The organism is Gordonia soli NBRC 108243, from assembly GCF_000334455.1.
In the GTDB taxonomy this organism is placed as follows: domain Bacteria; phylum Actinomycetota; class Actinomycetes; order Mycobacteriales; family Mycobacteriaceae; genus Gordonia; species Gordonia soli.
On the sequence record NZ_BANX01000036.1, the window covers coordinates 1 to 19,975 of the forward strand.

At 67.5% G+C, this 19,975-nt stretch carries 17 protein-coding genes; 7 read left to right on the top strand and 10 right to left on the bottom strand.

What is annotated here, in order from left to right:
- Positions 1 to 113: 113 nt before the first annotated feature.
- Entirely contained in the window at positions 114 to 902 is a 789-nt protein-coding gene (locus GS4_RS21665; RefSeq protein WP_007624608.1) for a 2-keto-4-pentenoate hydratase, read from the bottom strand.
- A 186-nt stretch (positions 903 to 1,088) separates the two neighbouring features.
- Between GS4_RS21665 and kstD the strand changes: the two genes are divergently transcribed.
- The 3 genes from kstD (at position 1,089) to GS4_RS21680 (ending at position 4,227) form a co-directional block, all read left to right on the top strand.
- Positions 1,089 to 2,828: a 3-oxosteroid 1-dehydrogenase gene (gene kstD / locus GS4_RS21670; RefSeq protein WP_007624609.1), complete on the top strand. Its 1,740-nt coding sequence runs from the start codon at positions 1,089 to 1,091 to the stop codon at positions 2,826 to 2,828.
- 3 nt (positions 2,829 to 2,831) lie between these two features.
- A complete protein-coding gene (gene chsH3, locus GS4_RS21675) occupies positions 2,832 to 3,695 on the top strand; it encodes an enoyl-CoA hydratase ChsH3 (protein ID WP_007624610.1) in 864 nt (287 codons plus the stop codon).
- A gap of 100 nt (positions 3,696 to 3,795) precedes the next feature.
- Complete coding sequence (locus GS4_RS21680; protein ID WP_007624611.1) at positions 3,796 to 4,227, top strand: DUF6918 family protein; 432 nt, start codon at positions 3,796 to 3,798, stop codon at positions 4,225 to 4,227.
- A 44-nt stretch (positions 4,228 to 4,271) separates the two neighbouring features.
- Here GS4_RS21680 and GS4_RS25910 read toward each other — a convergent pair whose 3' ends face one another.
- Positions 4,272 to 4,412: a hypothetical protein gene (locus tag GS4_RS25910; RefSeq protein ID WP_169331495.1), complete on the bottom strand. Its 141-nt coding sequence runs from the start codon at positions 4,410 to 4,412 to the stop codon at positions 4,272 to 4,274.
- Positions 4,413 to 4,640: 228 nt separating this feature from the next.
- Here GS4_RS25910 and GS4_RS21685 point away from each other — a divergent pair, with 228 nt between their 5' ends.
- From GS4_RS21685 to GS4_RS21695, 3 genes are all read left to right on the top strand, one after another.
- Positions 4,641 to 6,413, top strand: a complete 1,773-nt coding sequence (locus tag GS4_RS21685; protein WP_007624612.1) for an MFS transporter — start codon at positions 4,641 to 4,643, stop codon at positions 6,411 to 6,413.
- 22 nt (positions 6,414 to 6,435) lie between these two features.
- Positions 6,436 to 7,728 carry an SLC13 family permease gene (locus tag GS4_RS21690; RefSeq protein WP_007624613.1) on the top strand — a complete coding sequence of 431 codons (1,293 nt, stop codon included), beginning with the start codon at positions 6,436 to 6,438 and terminating at the stop codon, positions 7,726 to 7,728.
- A gap of 177 nt (positions 7,729 to 7,905) precedes the next feature.
- On the top strand, positions 7,906 to 8,949 hold the full coding sequence (locus tag GS4_RS21695; protein ID WP_007624614.1) for an NAD(P)-dependent alcohol dehydrogenase: 1,044 nt from the start codon (positions 7,906 to 7,908) through the stop codon (positions 8,947 to 8,949).
- 132 nt (positions 8,950 to 9,081) lie between these two features.
- Here GS4_RS21695 and GS4_RS21700 read toward each other — a convergent pair whose 3' ends face one another.
- The 7 genes from GS4_RS21700 to GS4_RS21730 form a co-directional block, all read right to left on the bottom strand.
- The gene (locus GS4_RS21700) at positions 9,082 to 10,728 is read right to left on the bottom strand and encodes an AMP-binding protein (protein WP_007624615.1); all 1,647 of its coding nucleotides are present in this window, start codon (positions 10,726 to 10,728) and stop codon (positions 9,082 to 9,084) included.
- A gap of 29 nt (positions 10,729 to 10,757) precedes the next feature.
- Complete coding sequence (locus tag GS4_RS21705; RefSeq protein WP_007624616.1) at positions 10,758 to 11,948, bottom strand: lipid-transfer protein; 1,191 nt, start codon at positions 11,946 to 11,948, stop codon at positions 10,758 to 10,760.
- On the bottom strand, positions 11,935 to 12,369 hold the full coding sequence (locus GS4_RS21710) for a MaoC family dehydratase (protein WP_007624617.1): 435 nt from the start codon (positions 12,367 to 12,369) through the stop codon (positions 11,935 to 11,937). The genes GS4_RS21705 and GS4_RS21710 overlap by 14 nt, the downstream gene beginning before the upstream one ends.
- Entirely contained in the window at positions 12,366 to 13,397 is a 1,032-nt protein-coding gene (locus GS4_RS21715; RefSeq protein WP_439644636.1) for a bifunctional MaoC family dehydratase N-terminal/OB-fold nucleic acid binding domain-containing protein, read from the bottom strand. Before GS4_RS21715 ends, GS4_RS21710 begins: the two co-directional genes overlap by 4 nt.
- Positions 13,398 to 13,506: 109 nt before the next feature.
- Complete coding sequence (locus GS4_RS21720; protein ID WP_007624619.1) at positions 13,507 to 14,670, bottom strand: acyl-CoA dehydrogenase family protein; 1,164 nt, start codon at positions 14,668 to 14,670, stop codon at positions 13,507 to 13,509.
- Complete coding sequence (locus GS4_RS21725; RefSeq protein WP_007624621.1) at positions 14,670 to 15,779, bottom strand: acyl-CoA dehydrogenase family protein; 1,110 nt, start codon at positions 15,777 to 15,779, stop codon at positions 14,670 to 14,672. Before GS4_RS21725 ends, GS4_RS21720 begins: the two co-directional genes overlap by 1 nt.
- Positions 15,780 to 15,888: 109 nt before the next feature.
- The gene (locus tag GS4_RS21730; protein ID WP_007624623.1) at positions 15,889 to 18,063 is read right to left on the bottom strand and encodes an acyl-CoA dehydrogenase family protein; all 2,175 of its coding nucleotides are present in this window, start codon (positions 18,061 to 18,063) and stop codon (positions 15,889 to 15,891) included.
- 119 nt (positions 18,064 to 18,182) lie between these two features.
- Between GS4_RS21730 and kstR the strand changes: the two genes are divergently transcribed.
- Positions 18,183 to 18,860, top strand: a complete 678-nt coding sequence (kstR, locus tag GS4_RS21735; RefSeq protein ID WP_007624625.1) for a cholesterol catabolism transcriptional regulator KstR — start codon at positions 18,183 to 18,185, stop codon at positions 18,858 to 18,860.
- An 83-nt stretch (positions 18,861 to 18,943) separates the two neighbouring features.
- Here kstR and GS4_RS21740 read toward each other — a convergent pair whose 3' ends face one another.
- Complete coding sequence (locus tag GS4_RS21740; RefSeq protein ID WP_007624627.1) at positions 18,944 to 19,945, bottom strand: alpha/beta hydrolase; 1,002 nt, start codon at positions 19,943 to 19,945, stop codon at positions 18,944 to 18,946.
- Positions 19,946 to 19,975: the final 30 nt, after the last annotated feature.

Here is a 19,975-nt window from a genome sequence, read left to right on the forward strand (position 1 = left end):
TGCAACTTGTACATCAGATCAGTACCGATGTTGCCCGACCCGATGATCGCCGCAGTCAACTTCGCTCCCACGGATGCCTCCTAAAGAAAACGTATTCCGAACAGTTGTGACGGTCAGCTGAAGTCGAGCGTGACCGAGCCCAGGCCGACGAAATCGGCGACGAAATGATCACCCGCGGCGACATCGATCGCACGCGTCGCGGTACCAGGCAGAATCACGTCGCCCTTGCGCAACCGAACACCGAACGACTCGACCTTGCGCGCCAACCACGACACCGCGTTGAGCGGATGACCCAACACCGCCGACGAATTTCCCTTCGCCACGACCTCGCCGTTGCGGGTCAGCGTGGCGTCGATGTCACCGCAATCGATATCGGAGATCGGCACCCGCTGCTCACCCAGAATCCAGCCACACGACGACGCGTTGTCAGCGATCGTGTCGCACAACGTGATCTTCCAATCCCGAATCCGCGAATCAATCAACTCGATCGAGGGCACCACCCACTCCACCGCCGCGATCACATCCTCATTCGTGCAGCCCTCGCCGGGCAGATCCGCACCCAGGATGAACCCGACCTCCACCTCCACCCGCGGAAAACACAACCGTGACCGGTCGATCGGGGTGGACTCGTGGTACCGCATCGTGTCGAGGAGGTGCCCGTAGTCCGGCTCGTCGACGCCCATCATCTTCTGCATCGCCACCGACGCCAGACCCACCTTGTGACCAGCCACCCGCGCACCCGCGTCCAGACGCTTGCGGATGTTGATCAGCTGGATCTCGTAGGCGTCGACCACGTCCAGGTCGGGATGGGTGTCCGACGGACGGTCGACAGCCACCGCCGACTCCTCCGCCCGCCACAGATCGGCGGCGATCTGCGCACGTGTCGCATCGTCGACAGCCATGAGTCACCCTTCGTCCGGAGTGCTGAACGGGTTCCAGTTTAGAACATGTTCTCGTTTTGCGGGAACGCCCTCAGAATCCACGCACCTGGGCAGGTCGGAGACGCCGCCGGCGGATGTGGTGGCGACGCCATTCTGCAACGTGTTCTAATTCAGGGAAGCACGAGCAGCGGAACGAAGGGACCTTCCATGGCCGGCGCCGACCAACCCAGCACAGGCGAACAGACTCCAGGCGCGACCCCGGAGACCTACGATGTGATCGTCGTCGGAGCCGGCGGTGCCGGGATGAGTGCTGCGATCACCGCGGCAGCGAAGGGGCTCTCCACGGTCCTCATCGAGAAGTCGCCCTACTGGGGTGGCTCGACCTCCCGCTCGGGCGGCGGCGTGTGGATCCCGAACAACACCGTGCTCGAGCGCGACAAGGTGGTCGACGATCGCGAGACCGCCCGCCGCTACGTCCACTCGATCATCGGCGAGCACGCACCCGCCGAGCGGATCGACGCCTACATCGATCGCGGTCCCGAGGCCCTGGCCTTCCTCCTCGACCACGCACCCCTCGACCTCGAGTGGGTGAAGAACTACTCCGACTACTACCCGGAAGCGCCGGGTGGTCGCATCGGTGGACGTTCGGTCGAACCACGTCCGTTCGATGCGGCGCAGCTCGGCGACGATCTCAAGACCCTGCACCCGCAATACACCAAGGCTCCGCTGAACATGGTTGTGTTGCAGTCGGACTACCGCTGGCTCAACACCGGACTCCGCCACTGGCGCGGGCCGCTGCGGATGGCGAAGGTCGGCGGTCGGTTCTTCTGGGCGCGTTCCCGCGGCAAGAAGCTCATCGCGATGGGCGCCGCACTCACCGCCGAACTCCTCCTCGGCCTCCGTCGGGCGGGTGTCCCCCTGAGATTGAACACCGCGCTCACCGACCTCATCACCGAGAACGGGCGAGTCGTCGGCGTGACCGCGGAGTCCGAGGGACACAGCTTCCCGATCTACGCACGACACGGCGTGATCCTGGCGTCCGGCGGGTTCGAACACAACGCGGAGATGCGTCGCAAGTACCAGCGTGAGCCGATCGGTTCGGACTGGACGACCGGCGCGCCGAGCAACACCGGCGACGGCATCAACGCCGGTCTCAAGATCGGCGCCTCCGTCGCCCTGATGGACGACGCCTGGTGGGGGCCGACCATCCCACTCCCCCGCGGCCCGTGGTTCGCGTTATCGGAGCGTTCCGTCCCGGGCACCTTCATCGTCAACGAACGCGGCCAACGGTTCATGAACGAGTCACTGCCCTACGTCGAGGCCGTCCATCAGATGTACGGCGGACAGTTCGGTCAGGGCGAAGGTCCCGGCGAGAACGTCCCGTCGTGGCTGATCATGGACCAGCGGTGTCGCAACCGCTATCTGTTCGCAGGCATCAACGCCCGACAGCCGTTGCCCAAGAAGTGGTTCGACTCCGGGGTCGTGGTGAAGGCGAGCACCATCCGCGACCTCGCCAACAAGATCGGGGTGTCCGCGGATGCACTCGAGTCGACCACCAGACGGTTCAACGGGTTCGCCCGATCGGGCACGGACGAGGACTTCCACCGCGGCGACAGTGGTTACGACCACTACTACGGCGACATCACCAACAAGCCGAACCCCAGTCTCGGTGCTGTCGACAAGGCGCCGTTCTACGCGGTCAAGATGGTGCCGGGCGACCTGGGCACCAAGGGCGGCATCGAGACCGACGCAGCGGGTCGCGCGCTGCGCGCCGACGGCTCGGTGATCGAAGGCCTCTACGCCGCGGGCAACACCAGCGCGCCCGTCATGGGTCACACCTACGCCGGCCCCGGCGCGACCATCGGTCCGGCGCTCGTGTTCGGCTACCTCGCCGCCCTCGACATCGCCGACCACGCGACTGCGGCCACCGAGACGGCAGGAGCCTGAACCGTGCCGATCGATCCCACCGTGGCCGTCGGCGCAGAACTGCCCGAGGTCAGCTTCAGCTGGTCGCCCTCCGACGTGGCGCTCTACCACCTGGCGGTCGGAGCGGCCGCCGATCCGTTGGACGCCGGCGGTCTCGCCTACGTCGATGACGTCACGCCGAAGGTCCTCCCGACCTTCGCCACCGTCGCTGCCACCTTCCACGCGACCGAGGCGCCGAAAGTCTCCTTCCCCGGTGTCGACATCGATCTGGCCAAGGTCGTACACGGCAGTCAGCAGGTCACCGCCCACCGCCCATTGCCCCCGGAAGGCAAGGCCACCACGCGAACCCGCATCGTCGAGGTGCAGGACAAGGGCTCGGCGGCGGTGATCATCCAGGAGGGCGTGACGGTCGACGACGCAGGCGAACCCCTGTGGACGACACGGTCCTCGATCTTCGCCAAGGGCGAGGGCGGTTTCGGTGGCGAGCGCGGTTCCTCGGCCAGGGTGGACTACCCCGAGCGCGCACCCGACCATCGCTTGAGCGTCCCCACCCTGCCGCAGCAGGCCCTGCTGTACCGACTCTGCGGAGACCGCAACCCGCTCCACTCCGACCCTGCGTTCGCCGAGAGCGCCGGCTTCCCACGCCCGATCCTGCACGGTCTGTGCACCTACGGCACCGTGTGCCGGGCTGTGACGGATTCGGTGTTGGGTGGCGACGTGGCCGCGGTCGGCGACTTCTCGGCGACCTTCGCCGGTGTGGTGTTCCCCGGCGAGACCGTGGACGTGCAGGTCTGGGAGGTCGACGACCGGCTCGTGATCAGAGCGACTGTCGCCGACCGCGACGGGGCCCCGGCGCTGGGCAACGTCGTGTGCGCACCGCCACGCTGACCCATCGGCCGTGGCCGGCGACGGGACAGTAGTCTCGACGCCGACCGATACCGTCCGTGTCCGCCGGCCGAGAAGTGCCGGCACGCATCGAGGAGATCCGATGAGCGATTCGCTGCAGTCCCTGCTCGCCGACAAGCGTCCCGCCGTGGTCGACGACCTCGTCAAGGTCATCGACGCAGAGGTGGCCGATCAGAAGGGTCTCTCCGGCGCAGCCGTGAAGGCCGGGTACGCGACCGTGCAGAAGGTACGCCCGGGAGTCGTCGCGAAGGCCACCGACCAGTTGCTGCCCGACTTCATCGGTGCGCTGCAATCGTTCTGGGACACCAAGCCTGCCGGCGGGGCGTTCGGCGATCACCTCGCCGCGAACTCCGAGGCCGCAGCCGAGGCCCTGCTGACCATCACCGACGATCAGGTCGCCTCGGCCAAGCCGGCGCTGGCCAAGGCCTACAACGGGTTGCGAGGCAAGGCCAAAGAGAACGTGATCGCCGCACTGCCGCGTGTCGGCGCAGCGATCGAGAAGAACGCGAGCTGAGATCCGCTCCTCGCGAGGGTCTCTCCGGGCCCTCGCGAGGTGTCTCAGGCCGCCGAGGTGACGATGACGACGAGTCCGACGACCACCGCCACGAGGGCGGCGAGCATCGACAGCACGCGCCAGACCCGCATGCGGGTCGAGGAATAGTCGGTGACCTGTGAAGATGCGACCGGGGGTGAGGCCATGATCTCCCACTTTCAGTTGTCCGGAGGGTCGCAGACGGGGGCAGTCGACGGTCTCCGGGTGAGTTACTGCAGTGACCAATGTGTCACAAGTTACATTGCGAGTCTCGCAATACGGACCGCGTGTCGCGATCTCGATGATGCACCATCGACTTTCGGTGTCGAGCCCCGGTCCCGGCGAACCGGCCGGGAAGGGTGGAGATCGGTGCGGCGATGAGCGACGATGCCTCCATGGGAGATACAGAGGCCGGCGGATCCGCGACCGGATCACCGACCGTCGACGAGCCTGCTGCGGGCAGCCGACGCTTCTCCGTCGACCTCCGATCGGCCTGGCTGATCCTGGTCTCCTGCCTGGCCGTGAGCATCGTCGTCGCAGCGATGGCCGCGCTGAACACAGCACTTCCCGACATCGCGATCGCGACCGGTGCCGACTCCGGCCAGATGACCTGGATCATCGACGGTTACACACTGGCGCTGGCGGCCTGTCTGCTCCCTGCGGGAGCGATCGGAGATCGGTTCGGGCGCCGGGGGATCCTGATCCTCGGCCTGGTCCTGTTCGCCGTCGCGTCCCTGGTGGCGATCTGGGTGAACGGACCGACCGAACTCATCGCCACCCGCTGCCTCGCCGGTGTGGCAGCTGCGCTGATCATGCCCGCGACACTGTCGTTGATCACGTCGGGCGTACCGCCGTCGCAACGTCCCGTCGCGATCAGCATCTGGGCCGCGATCGTCGGTGCAGGCGCCATCGCAGGGTTCTTCGTCACCGGTCTGCTCCTCGAGTTCTTCACCTGGCGTTCGGTCTTCATCACCTTCGCCGCGTCGGCGGCCGGGATGACGTTGCTGTGCCTGACGATCGGCACATCGAAGGACCGCGATCCCGACCGCTTCGACTTCGCCGGCTCGGCGACCTCCGTGCTCGGTATCACCGGCATCGTGTTCGGGCTCCTCGAGGCACCACACCGTGGTTGGGCCGACCCACTGATCCTGGTCGGCCTGATCGGCGGTGTCCTGCTGCTGGCGGCCTTCTGCCTCATAGAACTGAAGCAGTCACACAAACTGCTCGACGTGCGTCTGTTCGCCAATCGCGCCTTCGCGGCCGGATCGCTGTCGGTCGGACTGCAGTTCTTCGCATCGTTCGGCGCGTTCTTCCTGTGCCTGCAGATGCTGCAGTTGGTGTTCGGTTACTCACCACTGAAATCCGCTGCCGCACTGACCCCGATGGTCGCCGGCGTGGTCCTGTTCGGGCTCCTGGGCAACTGGTTGGCGGTGCGACTGCACTCGCTGCGATTCGTCCTCGCCGGCGGCATCCTGATCGCCGGGATCGGCGTGCTGCTGCTCGGCATCGTCGACATGGACAAGAACTACTGGACGTTCGCGTGGGTGCTGGCCATCTGCGCATCGGGGATCGGTATCGCGACCGCGCCGTCGACGACCGCGATCATGTCGAACACGCCGACCGACAACCTCGGGGTCGGGTCCGCAGTCAACGACACCGCGCGCGAGATCGGCGCCGCGATCGGGATCGCGTTGGCGGGCAGCGTGATGGCGGCCGGTTACTCGCATCGGATCGGGCCCACCGCGCAGCTGGCCCACGATCAGCTGGCCGCCGCGGGGCAGCAGCGGATCGCGGCCGGAGACACCCTGGGTGGCCAGGCCATGCTCGCCCAGGCCGATCAGGCCGCGGACACCATCGGGCGTTCACTCGCCGAGGCGACCGCGGTGGCCGAGCGCCTGGCCGGTCAGGCCGCGCCCCTCGCGGCACGGATCCGCGAGGGCGCCGAGCAGGCGTTCCTGACGCCGATGGGCCAGGCCTGCATCATCCTGGGCATCGTGCTGATCGTCGGTGCCGCGTTCCTGTTGTGGCTGGCCCCCAATCGTGTGACACCGATCGACTCCGAGGCCGCCACGGGCGGTTCTGCCGGTGCCGACGGACCGGCCGGCGGCAGCGATCCCGAGGCGCGCGACGATGTCTCGGACCGGGCCGTCGTGCCCGGCACGGAGTGACGACCTCCGTCCGGACGTCCGCATGATCTCGCCGGACGGCATCGTCGGCGCAGTCGTGTCCCTTGCTCTGCTCGCGGCGGTCCTCGTCGTCACGATGGCCGGCGTCACCGTGGCCGGCCGACGCATCCCTCCGGCGACGGTCGCGGTGCCCGCCGCGGCCCTCGTCGGTCTCTTCGGCCTGGCCGACTGGACGTCGATCCGCGACGAACTGGCGTTCATCGGCCCGACCATCGGATTCCTTGCGGCGATGCTCGTCGTCGCCGACATCTGTGCGCGCCGCGGCGTCTTCGCGTGGGTGGGCGGGATCATCGCGCGCGGCAGTCGCGGATCCCCGAACCGACTGCTGCAGATCGTCTTCGTCGTCGCCGCTGCGACCACCGCGGTCCTCAGTCTGGACGCGACGATCGTCCTGCTGACCCCGGTGGCGGTGCTGACCGCCCGACGCATCGGCGCACGCATCGCGCCGACCGCGCACGCCACCGCCCACCTCGCCAACAGCGCTTCGACATTGCTGCCGGTGTCGAACCTCACCAATCTGCTCGCCTTCGGCGCGACCGGACTGACGTTCCTCGGTTTCGCCCAGGTGATGGCCGCACCGTTCGTGGTCGCCATCGTGGTCGAATACCTGCTGTTCCGTTGGTTCTTCGCCGATCAGCTGTCGGCACCCCCCAGCGGCGAGACACCTCGACCGCCCGATGACGAGTCCCGATCCGAGCCGTCGGCCCCCTGGTTCGAACTCGGTGTCCTCTCCGCGCTCCTGATCGGCTTCGTGGTGGCCGAGCCCCTGCACATCCCCCTGGCCGTGGTGGCGACGATCGGCGCGGTCGTCCTCGCTCTCCCGTACCTGTTCCGCACACCGCGTGAGGCCGCGGTGCGGATGGTGCGCGCCACCGACCCGCTGTTCCTCGCGTTCGTCGCCGCACTGGGCGCGATCATCCTCCCCGTCCGGGAAGGCCCACTCGGGTCGGCGATCGCCGGTCTCATCCCGGACGGTCAGGGCCTGCCCGCGCTCCTCGCGGTGGCAGTGCTGGCCGCGTTGCTGGCCAATGTGGTCAACAACCTGCCCGCCACGCTGCTGCTGGTCCCGCTGACCGTGCACCAGCCCGCTCTGGTGCTCGCGGTCCTGCTCGGCGTCAACATCGGCCCCAACCTCGGCTACTTCGGCTCCCTCGCCACTCTTCTCTGGCGCGAGGTCCTGCATCGCGACAGTGCGTCGGCTCCGCCCCGGACCTACCTGCGGCTGGGCTTGGTGACGGTGCCACCGACCCTGCTGGCGTCCGTGGTCGCTCTGTGGCTGGCATTGCGTCTGACCTGATCAGGACTTTCACGGGGTTTGGTCACGATCAGGTCACACTCACCGGCGCAGGTCTCGGATCGGTCTGGATGACCGGCCACGGATGCATGGATCGCGATACGTCGGCACAGTGGAGAGCGGGGGTTCGCCCCGCGACAGAGCGCCGTGGTGCGACGCGAACCCCGGAAGAGGAATGCAATGACGACCGTCAACGCATACATCGCGACGGGAGCCGACGAGCCGCTCACCGCGACAACCATCGATCGCCGTGAGCTCGGCCCCAAGGACGTGCGGATCGACATCGCGTACGCGGGCATCTGCCACTCGGACATCCACACCGCCCGCGACGAATGGGGCGGGACCACCTACCCGGTGGTGCCGGGCCACGAGATCGCCGGCACGGTCGCGGAGGTCGGCTCCGAGGTCACCCTGCACAAGGTCGGCGACCGGGTCGGCGTCGGCTGCTTCGTCGACTCGTGCGGCAAATGCGGTCCCTGCAAGAACGGGGATGAGCAGTACTGCGTCAAAGGCGTTGTACAGACCTACAACTCAGAGACCTACGAGGGTGAGTTCACCCACGGTGGCTACTCACAGCAGATCGTCGTCACCGAGAAGTTCGTCCTGCGCATCCCGGACGGAATCGCCTTGGACGTCGCTGCCCCTCTCCTCTGCGCAGGAATCACGCTGTATGCGCCGCTGACCCACTGGAAGGCCGGTCCGGGCAAGAAGGTGGCGATCATCGGCATGGGCGGACTCGGTCACGTCGGCGTGAAGATCGCCCACGCACTCGGAGCCGAGGTCACCGTCCTCAGCCAGTCGCTGAGCAAGGAGGACGACGGCAAGAGGTTCGGCGCCGACCGCTATTTCGCGACCAAGGACGATGCGACCTTCGACGAACTCCAGAACGAGTTCGACCTGATCGTCAACACGGTCTCGGTCAACCTCGACCTGGACCGGTTCCTGTCGCTGCTCGCGGTCGACGGCACTCTCGTCGAGCTGGGGGTGCCCGCCAATCCGCTGGAGGCGAGGGCGTTCTCACTGTTGACGAACCGACGCTCACTGGCCGGATCGATGGTCGGCGGCATCCAACTCACCCAGGAGATGCTCGACTTCTGCGCCGAGCACGAGATCGGAGCCGAGATCGAGACGATCGACGCCGCTCAGATCAACGAGGCATACGACCGCGTGGTGGACAGCGACGTGCGGTATCGCTTCGTGATCGACACGGCCACCCTGGGCTGACGCGGAGGCCCTGGGCTGACGCGGCGAACCTGAGTCGACCCCGGACGCGGGCCTCGATGCTGGGGGGAGGAGGGGCGACGTACTGACGTCGCCGACATCGAGGGTCCCGCGCCGGGTTTGCCTGCGGTGCGCCTAGACCGACGCCCCGCTGGCCGCTTCGGCGGCAGCCGATGCGGTGTCCTTGGCCCAGCGGTAGTCGGCCTTACCCGCCGGGGTCCGCTTGACCGCGTCGACGAACACGATGTTGCGCGGAACCTTGTAACCGGCCAGCGACTCCCGGCAATGTGCTTGCACCTCTTCGAGAGTCGGTTCGGTGAAGCCGTCGGTCAGCTCCGCGACAGCGGCGACCCGCTGCCCGTACCGTTCGTCGGGCACCGGGACCACGAGCGCGTCGTGGATGGCCGGATGTGCGTGCAAGGTCGCCTCGACCTCCTCCGCATAGACCTTCTCGCCGCCGGTGTTGATGCACTGGGAGCCGCGGCCGAGGAACACGATGCTCCCGTCTGCCTCCACGTACCCCATGTCCCCGAGGACCGAGATGCGGGTGCCGTCGGGCAGCGTCGGGAAGGTCCGCGCCGACTTCTCCTCGTCCTTGTAGTAGCCGAGCGGGACGTTGCCGATCCGGGCGATGTAACCGACGTCTCCCGAGCCCGGCTCCAACCGGTTGAGCTTCTCGTCGACGACCATCATCTTGTCGGTCGGCGGTACCTTGAGGTTGCCGTTGTCGTCGAGCATGATCTCGCCGTCGTTGCCCGACTCCGACGCACCGAAGTTGTCGCGCAACAGCAGATCCGGTTTGACCGCGACCATCCGGTCGCGGACGTGCTGCGACCAGATCGCCCCGCCGGAGGTGATCGAGAACAGCGACGACAGGTCCACGGAGTCCTTGCGCTTCTCCAGCTCCTCGACGAGCGGCATCCCCATACCGTCGCCGACGATCAGGATGATCTGGATCTGCTCCGTCTCGATTCCGCTGACGATCTTGGCCGGATCGAAGTCCCGCATCAGGATGAGTCGGCCGCCGAGCGTGAAGAAGGTGAACAGCGAGTACGACGCCGCGCCATGCATCAGCGGGGCGGCTAGCAAGAAGCCGATGGAACCGAAATCCTTGACCGCCGTGCCGATCTCGGCGAGGTCCTTCCGAGCGTCGCCGTAGGGGTTACCACCCGACAGCGGCTTGCGGAAGAAGTCGTCGTGGCGCCACATGACGCCCTTCGGGTACCCGGTGGTGCCGCCGGTGTACAGCAGGTAGAGCTCGTCACCGGTGCGCGACTCGAAATCCCGCTCGAGGGACTGCGTCTCGGCATCACCGAAGTCGACGATCCGGACCTCGCGGCCGTCTGGCAGTCCGCCCACGGCGGCACGCAACTCGTCGGTGACGTCACCGATCACGAACACGACTCGCACGGTCGGCAACTCCGCGAGCAGGGCGGCGACGCTGCGCTGATGTTCGGGCAGTTCCACGATGACGGCCCGGGAGTCGGAGTTGTCGAAGATGTAGTGCAACTCCGGGTTGGTGTAGCGGTAGTTGATGTTGACCGGCACCGCGCGGATCTTGAGCAACCCCAGCAGGCTGGTGACATGCTCGACGCTGTTCTTGAGGAACAGCGAGACGTTGTCGTCGTGACCGATGCCTGCCGAGGCCAACAGGTGGGCGACCTGATTCGACAACCGGTCCAGTTCGGCGTAGCTGATCTGTCGACCCTCGAAACTCAGCGCGATCCGCTCCGGCACCGAATCGGCGACCGTCTCGAAGACATCGGCGAGATTGAACTTCATCTTCTGACTCCTTGGAAAGGGACTCGTCGCTACGACCGAGTGAGAACCAGACCGCTGGTGGGCACACCCGTACCCGCGGTCACCACAACCTTGTCGGCATCCTCGACCTGATTGACCGAGTCGCCGCGCAACTGCCGGACGGCTTCGGCGATGCCGTTCATCCCGTGGATGTACGCCTCACCGAGTTGTCCCCCATGCGTGTTCAGCGGGAGGTCGCCGCCGACCTCCAGTGCGCCGGGTCGACGCACGAAATCCTTGGCCTCGCCCCGACCGCAGAAACCCAGTTCCTCCAACTGGATCAGCGTGTACGGGGTGAAGTGGTCGTACAGGATCGCCAGGTCCATGTCTGAGGGGCCCAGGCCCGACTGCTCCCACAGCTGGCGGCCAACCAGCCCCATCTCGGGCAGGGCCGCGAGCTCGTCGCGGTAGTAGCTGGTCATGATGAACTGGTCGGTCCCGCTCCCCGACGCCGCGCCGGCGATCACCGCGGGCGGATGCGGCAGGTCTCGGGCACGCTCGGCGGACACGATCACCAGCGCGACACCCCCATCCGACTCCTGGCAGCAGTCGAGCAGATGCAATGGCTCGGCGATGTACCTGGAGTTCTGGTGGTCGTCCAGGGTGATCGGTTTGCCGTGGAAGAAGGCATTGGGATTCGTCGCGGCATGTTTGCGGTCGACGACGGCGATCTGCCCGAAATCCGAACTCGTGGCGCCGTAGTCGTGCATGTACCGCTGCGCGACCATCGCCACGAAGGCGGCAGGTGTCGACAACCCGTGCGGGTAGGAGAACGCGTTGTCGGTACCGGACGAGTTCTCCTGCCCCGCGACAGCCGTGCTGACCTGACCGAACCGGTTGCCGGACCGCTCGTTGAACGCCCGATAGGCGACCACGACATCGGCGACCCCGGTCGCCACGGCCATCGCGGCCTGCTGGACGGTCGAGCAGGCCGCACCGCCGCCGTAGTGGATTCGCGAGAAGTAGGTGAGCTCGTCGATACCGACCGCGCGGGCCACCGCGATCTCGGCGTTGGTGTCCATCGTGAACGACACCAGGCCGTCGACGTCGGCCGGTGTCAGGCCTGCGTCGGCGATGGCAGCCGAGACGGCCTCCGCGGCAAGTCGTAGTTCACTGCGGCCGGAGTCCTTGGAGAACTCGGTCGCCCCGACACCGACGATCGCGGCCCGTCCCGACAGTGCTTCCCTCTCAGCCGTTCCCATCGCGCGCCTCCCCGGTCCGGTCGTAACCCAGTGTGACCGTCGAGATCACGTGCTTGCCCAGCGAATTGGTGCCCGTGACCGCGACGGTGACCACATCGTCGTCGACTGCGGTCACCTCTCCTGTGAACGTGACCGAGTCGTAGGCGTACCACGGCACGCCGAGTTTGAGCGCGATCGACCCGATCCGCGCCGACGGCCCGGCCCAGTCCGTGACGAACCGCTCGACGAGGCCGGTGTCGGTGAGGATGTTGACGAAGATGTCCTTGGAGCCCTTGGCCTGTGCCAGATCCCGATCATGATGGACGTCTTGGAAGTCCCGGGTGGCCAGCGCCGTCGACACGATGAATGTCGGCGATGCGTCGATCGTCAGCCGGGGCAGCACGTCACCCACCGAGATCTGCTGCGGTGCGGCGGCAGTCATGCGCGTGCTCCTTCGTCTGCGACCGGACGCCAGGCGTACAGCGTCCACGCATCGGTTCCGGCCTCCGGATCGGCCGGGAAGTCCAGGAAGACCGCCTCGACATGCTGCCCGATCCGCACGTCGGCGGGGTCGACGTCGCGGAGTTCGCCCAACAGCCGCACGCCCTCGTCGAGTTCGACCAGGGCGACCACGAACGGCAGCTGCCGACCCGGCACCTTCGGTGCATGGTGGACGACGTAGCTGAACACCGTTCCCCGCCCGGTGGAAACGACGTAGTCGGTGTCGGGCATCGTGCCGTCGGCCAGGCGCGGCTTCCACGTGGCCGGGATCGGCGGATGCCGGAGCGAACCGTCGGCGACCTGCTGGATACGCAGTTCGTGGGCGGCCACACCATCCCAGAAGAAGGCGGTGTCGCGAGATGCCGACGGCTTGATCAACCGCGTCGGATCGAGATCGGACGGTACGGGACTGTCGCCGCCTCCGGCGTCCGCCGCAGCCTCGGGTGCAGTGGGCGGACGGAACTTGAGGATGCGGAAGTCCATCTCCGCGACCACCTCGTCGCCGACCGTCCACACGTTGCGGGTGGTGAAGAACCACCCCTCACCGAGCGCAGTGGTCTTGGGACCGACCACCTCGACGAGCTCCGCCGACAGGCTGACCTCCTCGCCGGGGCGCGTGTAGCGGTGATAGGTGCTGTCGCAGTTGGTCGCCACCACCGAGGTGTACCCGGCCTGGTCGAACAGCTCCGAAGCGCGACCGAGTGGGTCGTCGTCCGTCCGCGCGCCATGCAGACCGCGCATCGTCCATACCTGGGCCATTGCCGGCGGGGCGACGATGTCGTCGTGGCCGGCCGCACGCGCTGCCTGCGCATCGACGTAGACGGGGTTGGTGTCCCCCATCGCCTCGACCCAGTTGTTGATCATCGGCTGGTTGATCGGGTCACGGCCGCGAACCGGGGCACTCCGCCCGCCCGCGATGATCTCGTCGGCCACCGCACGAATGGTGTCGGCGTCCGACGCCGGACTGATGCGCTCGGGGGCCGACGCGCGGACCCGGTCGCCGGTCGTGGTCACTGATTCCCTCCGTCGATCACGATGGTGCACATGCCATCACGGAACCGCGCCGACTCCGCCGTGGTCACCGTTTGGCCCGCGGGAGTCCGAGGCCGGCGGTCGCGATCATGTCGCGCATCACCTCGTTCACGCCGCCACCGAAGGTGATGACCACGTTCCGCTTTTGCTGGACGTCCAGCCAATCCACCAGTGCCGCCGTCTCCGGGTCGGTGAGATCGCCGTGGCGGCCGATGATCTCGTTGATCATCCGATGGATCTCCTGGAGCCGTTCGGTGGCGAAGACCTTGGTGGCAGCGGCATCGGCCATCGAGATCGCCTCGCCGGTGGAGGCGACCTGCCAGTTCAGCAATTCGTTGATCCGGGCGAGCGCGTCGATGGTCGCCAGGGTCCGACGCACATCCGGATGCTTGGCGATCACGGTGCCGTCGGCGTCCGGGCGCGCGGCCCACTCCCGCACGCGAGCAGCGAGCCCGTCGATCCGGCCCGCCGGTCCGAGCATCACGCGCTCGTGGTTGAGCTGGGTGGTGATCAGCTTCCAACCGCCCCCTTCGTCCCCGACGCGCATGGAGACCGGTACGCGCACATCGCTGTAATAGGTCGCATTGACGTGGTGGGCACCGTCGGCGGTGATGATCGGCGTCCAGCTGTAGCCGGGATCCGAGGTGTCGACGATCAGGATGGAGATGCCCTTGTGCTTCGGCGCATCCTTGTCCGTACGGACGGCCAACCAGATGTAGTCGGCGTCGTGTCCGCCGGTGGTGAAGATCTTCTGCCCGTTGACGATGTAGTGGTCGCCGTCGCGAACCGCAGAGGTCGTCAGCGACGCGAGATCGGTGCCCGCCTCGGGCTCTGTGTAGCCGATGGCGAAGTGGACCTCACCGGCGAGGATCGACGGGAGGAACTTCTCCTTCTGCTCCGGCGTGCCGTGTACCTGCAGCGTCGGACCGACGGTCTGCAGGGTGACGGCGGGGAGCGGGACATCGGCGCGCACGGCCTCGTTGGTGAAGATCTGCTGCTCGATCTCGCCGAAACCCTTGCCGCCGTATTCCTTCGGCCATCCGACACCGAGCCATCCGTCGCGGCCCATCTGCCGGATCACCTTGCGGTAGGTCTCACCGTGTCGCTCCGTCAGCATGACGTCGGCGTCGTCGGCACCCACCAGGTTCGCGAAGTACGAGCGCAGTTCGGCCCGCAGCTCGCGCTGTTCCGAGGTCAGGTCGATGTACATCAGCTCGCCTTTCCCTGGGCGACGGTCGTTCCGGCGACCTCGTCGAGATCGGCCAGCTCGTCCAGACGCGCGGTGGCGCCACCGGCGAGTCGGGCGAGATCCTTGGTGATGGAGAAGTAGCGGTGCAACGGGTAGGTGATGTCGACGCCCACCCCGCCGTGCAGATGGGTCATCGTCCGCGTCGTGGCCGGCAGCTCGGCGGCCAGCCAGTATGCCGCGATGGCGAGATCCCTACGCGCATCGAGACCTTCGGCGAGGCGCCAGGCCGCCGCGGTGGCCGCGAGATTCATCGACCGACCGATGACATAGATGTCGGCGAGCTGCTGCCCCACCGCCTGGAACAGGGCGATCGGCTTGCCGAACTGATTGCGCTCGGACACGTGATCCGCGGTCAGCCGGGCCGCACCCGCCACCAGACCGTCGGCATATGCGGCGAGGACGAGCCGGTACAGATCGCGTGCGACCGCCCGATCAGAGGTCACGATGTCGGCGTCATCGACGGCGACACCGTCGAATCGGACCGTGTATTCGCCCCATCCGCTGGACGTCGGGGTCCGCGTGATCGAGACGCCATCGGCATCGGCGGGGACCGCGACCACACCGGCGTCGGCGACGACCAGCAGGACCGCGGCGCCATCGGCGTGCAGAACACCGATCTTGGTGCCGGTCAGCCGTCCGTCCCGCACAGTCGCGCGTGGCGTCGCGGTCAAGGCATCACCCTGTTCGCCGATCGCGATGGCATGCCAGGCCCCCCCGGACAGCGTCGCGCCCCACCGCCGACGGGCGTCGTCGGTCGCGGATCGCAGGATCAGCGCCGACGCCAGGGACCCGAGCGCCGGGGTGACGGCCGCCGCCTCGCCCATCCGATGCAGAAGCGGGAGCAGGTCGAGCACCGAGACGTCGTCGCCGTCGAGGTCGGCGGGCAACGGCAGGGCGATCAGCCCCGCGTCGACCAGCGACCGCCACAGCGGCTCGTCGAATCCTCCGGGCGCCGACGATCCCCGACCACCTGACCCGAACCGGGATTCCCAGTCGGGTCGATGTCGGGTGAACACGTCGGCCGCGACGTCGCGCACCGCTGTCGCAGTGCTGTCGAGGGCAAAGTCCACCCCTCAGCCTCCTCGCCATGAATTAGAACCTGTTCTAGTTGTATCACGGCCGAACTGAAAGGTGTCCGTTTTGGTGCCTCAACTGCACATTTCCTGCGGTGAAGCGCCCTCAGGAGCGCGGCAATCCTAGAATCCGTTCCGCAGCAGCGGTCCGCAGGATCTGTGTGGTCCCACCCGCGATCGACAGGCATCGGTTCTGCAGATCAGCGTCGAACGCCTCGGGCGTCGCGAGACCGTCGGCCCCGAGCAGTTCCAGAGCGAGGTCGGGCACCGACTGCCGGTGGGCCACACCGATCAGTTTGCGCACGTTGGCCAGCGCCCCCGGATCGTGTCCGGCGAGTCGCTGGACCACCATCCGGGTGTCGATCACCCGTCCGATGTGGGCATCGGCGACGAGCCTGCCGATCCGCCCCAGGTCGTGCTCGGCGACGGGGATCTCGGACCGGCCGACCTGGCCGAGCAGGTCTTCCATCTCCTTGCCCAGCGACGAGCCACCCATGGCCACGCGCTCGTTGGCGAGCGTGGTCCGTGCCAGTCGCCATCCCCCGTCGACCTCGCCGACGACGTTCTCGTCCGGTACGAAGACGTCGTCGAAGAAGACCTCGTTGAAGTTCGCGCGACCGGTGAGTTCACGCAGAGGCCGGATGTCGATCCCGGGCGAGGTCATGTCGACGACGAAGTAGGTGATGCCCTTGTGCTTGGCCGCATCGGGATTCGTCCGCGCGAGACAGATGCCCCAGTGCGCGTTGTGGGCCTGCGAGGTCCAGATCTTCTGTCCGGAGAGCTGCCAGCCCCCGTCGACGCGGGTGGCCCTGGTGCGCAGCGCCGCGAGGTCGGAGCCCGCCTCCGGCTCGCTGAACAACTGGCACCACACGATGTCGCCGACGAGGGTCGGGCCCACGAATCGTTCGCGCTGGGCGTCGGTGCCGTGCTCGAGGATGGTCGGGATGGCCCAGGCGCCGATGACGAGATCGGGTCGCGTGACGTCGGCGCGCTGCAACTCGGAGTCGATGAGCAACTGCTCCACCGGCGATGCCCCCAGGCCATATGGCGCCGGCCAGTGTGGGGTGAGGTACCCCGTGTCGGCGAGTGCGGCGCGACGGTCGGACTCCGCGGTGGCGGCGATCGACTCGGCCGTTGCGCGCACCTCCGCACGCCGGTCCTCGACCTCGGACAGGTCGACCTCGAACCGTCGACGCGCGCCGGCGAGACCCAGACGGCCGAGATCCGCCCCCTGCGCCGTCCCGTATCCCAGCGTCGACCGGATCGCCATCGCCGCCCGGAGATACAGGTGGGCGTCGTGCTCGAAGGTGAAGCCGATCCCCCCGAGTACCTGGATGCAGTCCTTGGCGGTGGCGACCGCGAGGTCGGCGACCAGGACGTCGGCGGCCAGCCGACTCAGGCGGAGCTGGTCGGCGGCGTCGTCGGCGCCGCCCAACAGGTCGTCGACAGCGCGGGCGAGATCCCACGCGGCGGCCGTGACCTGCTCACTGCGGCAGAGCATCTCGGCACATATGTGTTTGACCGCCTGGAATGCACCGATCGGCGAACCGAACTGGGTGCGGACCTTCGCGTAGTCGACCGCGGTGGTCAGCGCCCACCGGGTGACCCCGCTCGCGTACGCGGCCGTGGTCGCCGACAACGTTCCCTCGACCAGGTCGGCGTCGGGCAGTTCGATCAGGTCGGCCGGGGTCAACCCTCCGATCCGCACCCGTGACACCGACATCCGACCGTCCGCGGGGGCGATCGGTGCGAGGTCGTGGGCACCGACTCCCGGCGGCACCAACCACCAGCCGCTCGTACCGTCCACAGTGAGGCGGGCGAGGATCGAACCGCCGTCGACGTGACCGGGCACGAGACCGAGGTCGAGGGTCCCGCCATCGAGCCGGATCGTCGGCGCGCCGCTGGTCGCCGAGGTCGGCACCGACGCTGACAGCCGGCCCTCGCCGAGAGCGGCGACGAGATCTCCGGCGCGCGGATCGGTCGACCGCGACAGCCCGAGCGCCGCCGTCACCGTCGCACCGATCGGCCCGGGGACCAGATCGACGCCGCAGCGTTCGATCATCGCGGCGACATCGGTGAAGGTCGCGCCGAGTCCCCCGGCGCTCTCCGGCAGCGCGGCCGCGACGATGCCGAACTCGGCCAGTTGGTCGAGCAATCCGGTCCACTGGTCGCGTGGCTTGTCGATGTCGGCGCGGACGAGTTCGGTGGCGCGGACCCGGCCGGCCCACTCGGCGATGGCGTCGCAGACGGCGATCTGCTCGTCAGACGTGGCGATTGTCACGTGATTTCCCTGTATGTCGAGTTGTGACGGTCAAATAGAACCTGTTCTAATATGCCATGGGTGTCTATCACGCGGTAGCCACCCGCTGTTCACCGACCAGTGAGGACACCGCGACCACCATGGCTCGTTCCGCATCAGGCAACGCCGCCGACGTCGAGACGTCGGCGGAGTCGTCGACCGCCGCGGCGGCACCGGCCACCGCGCCGCCCACCAGCACCGAAGCCGGCTCGACCGCCCAGCGCGAGCGTCGTCGACGGATTCTCGACGCCACGCTCGCGCTCGCGTCGAAGGGCGGCTACGACGCCGTCCAGATGCGCACGGTCGCCGACAAGGCCGACGTCGCCGTCGGGACGCTGTACCGGTACTTCCCGTCCAAGGTCCACCTGCTGGTGACCGCACTGGCACGCGAGTTCGAGCGCGTCGAGTCACGCGTCGACCGGTCCCAGCTGCGCGGTGACACCCCGGTCGAGCGCCTCCGGCACGTCCTCGACATGATCACGTTCGCGATGCAGCGCGACCCGCTGCTGACCGAGGCCATGACCCGCGCGTTCATGTTCGCCGACGCATCGGCGACGGCCGAGGTCGACCAGGTCGCCGGCATCATCGACCGACTGTTGGCCGGTGCCATGGTCGAGGGTGAGCCCACTGAAGAAGATCTCTCGGTCGCTCGCGTGCTGTCCGATGTCTGGATGTCGAACCTGGTGCAGTGGCTGACCCGACGGGCGTCGGCGACCGACGTCACCAACCGGATGGAGCTCACGGTCAAGCTTCTTCTCGAGGGCCGCGCGAGCCGCTGATCGTCCTTCTCACGAACACAGCAGAAGACCCCGCCTGCGCGGAGAGCGCGGACGGGGTCTTCTCGTCGGTGTGGCCGTCGAACCTAGCGGTTCAGGTCCGCCGAGATCTGCGGCCAGGTCCGGTGCAGATCCTGCTGCCAGTAGCCCCACGAGTGGGTCCCGTTGGGTCGCGAGGTGAGCTTGAACGGAATCCGCAACTGCCGCAGGCGCTGTGCCATCTGCTGAGTGCACTGGTCGACGGCTGCCTCGATGAGACCACCGAGCGCGACCTGGTTGGCCAGCGTGGCCGGATCACCGTCGATCTGCGGTCCGTTGAGGGTCTCGTTCGGGCCGGGCAGTCCGTTGCCGGTCGTCATGTAGATCTTGGTGCCACGAAGCTTGGCGGCGTTGATGTACGGGTCGTTGGCGCGCCAGCCGGGCCCGTTGAGCGGACCCCACATGTTGGTGACGTCGGCACCGCCGCGCGTGCCGGTGACCAGACGGATGTACGCCTGCCCCGCCGGATCGCTGGTGCGGGCGCAGCCGCTGTAGGCGCCAACCGCCCGGTAGAGCTTCGGTGCGGCGATCGCGAGGTTCAGCACCGAGGTGCCCGCCATCGAGATTCCGGCGATGGCGTTGCGGCCGTTGGTGCCGAACTCCTTGTCGATCAGCGGGGGAAGTTCCTTCGTCAGGAAGGTCTGCCACTTGTTGCGACCGAGCTCGGGATCGTCCTTCTGCCAGTCGGTGTAGTACGAGAACGCGCCGCCGATCGGGGTGACGACGTTGACATTCTTGTCGGCGAAGAACTTCTCGTAATCTGTACGGGCCGCCCACGTGGCCGAATCCTCGCCGCCGCCTGCGCCGTTGAGCAGGTAGAGCGTCGGACGGGGCTTGCTGGTGTCCTTCGGGCGCAGAACCGTCACCGGGATCATCTTGTGCATCGACTCCGACCACACGATGGCCGTCGCACGCTTCGGGCTGTCACGGACGACGGTGTCGATCCGAGAGGCCGCCGACGCCGGGGCGGAGACCGCGGTCACCGATCCGGTCACGACCGCCGCGGCGCCGAGCAGGACAGCACTCCGACGAACCCACTGAGCGCGCACGTATTCCCCTTTGGTATCAGCAGTCACAGA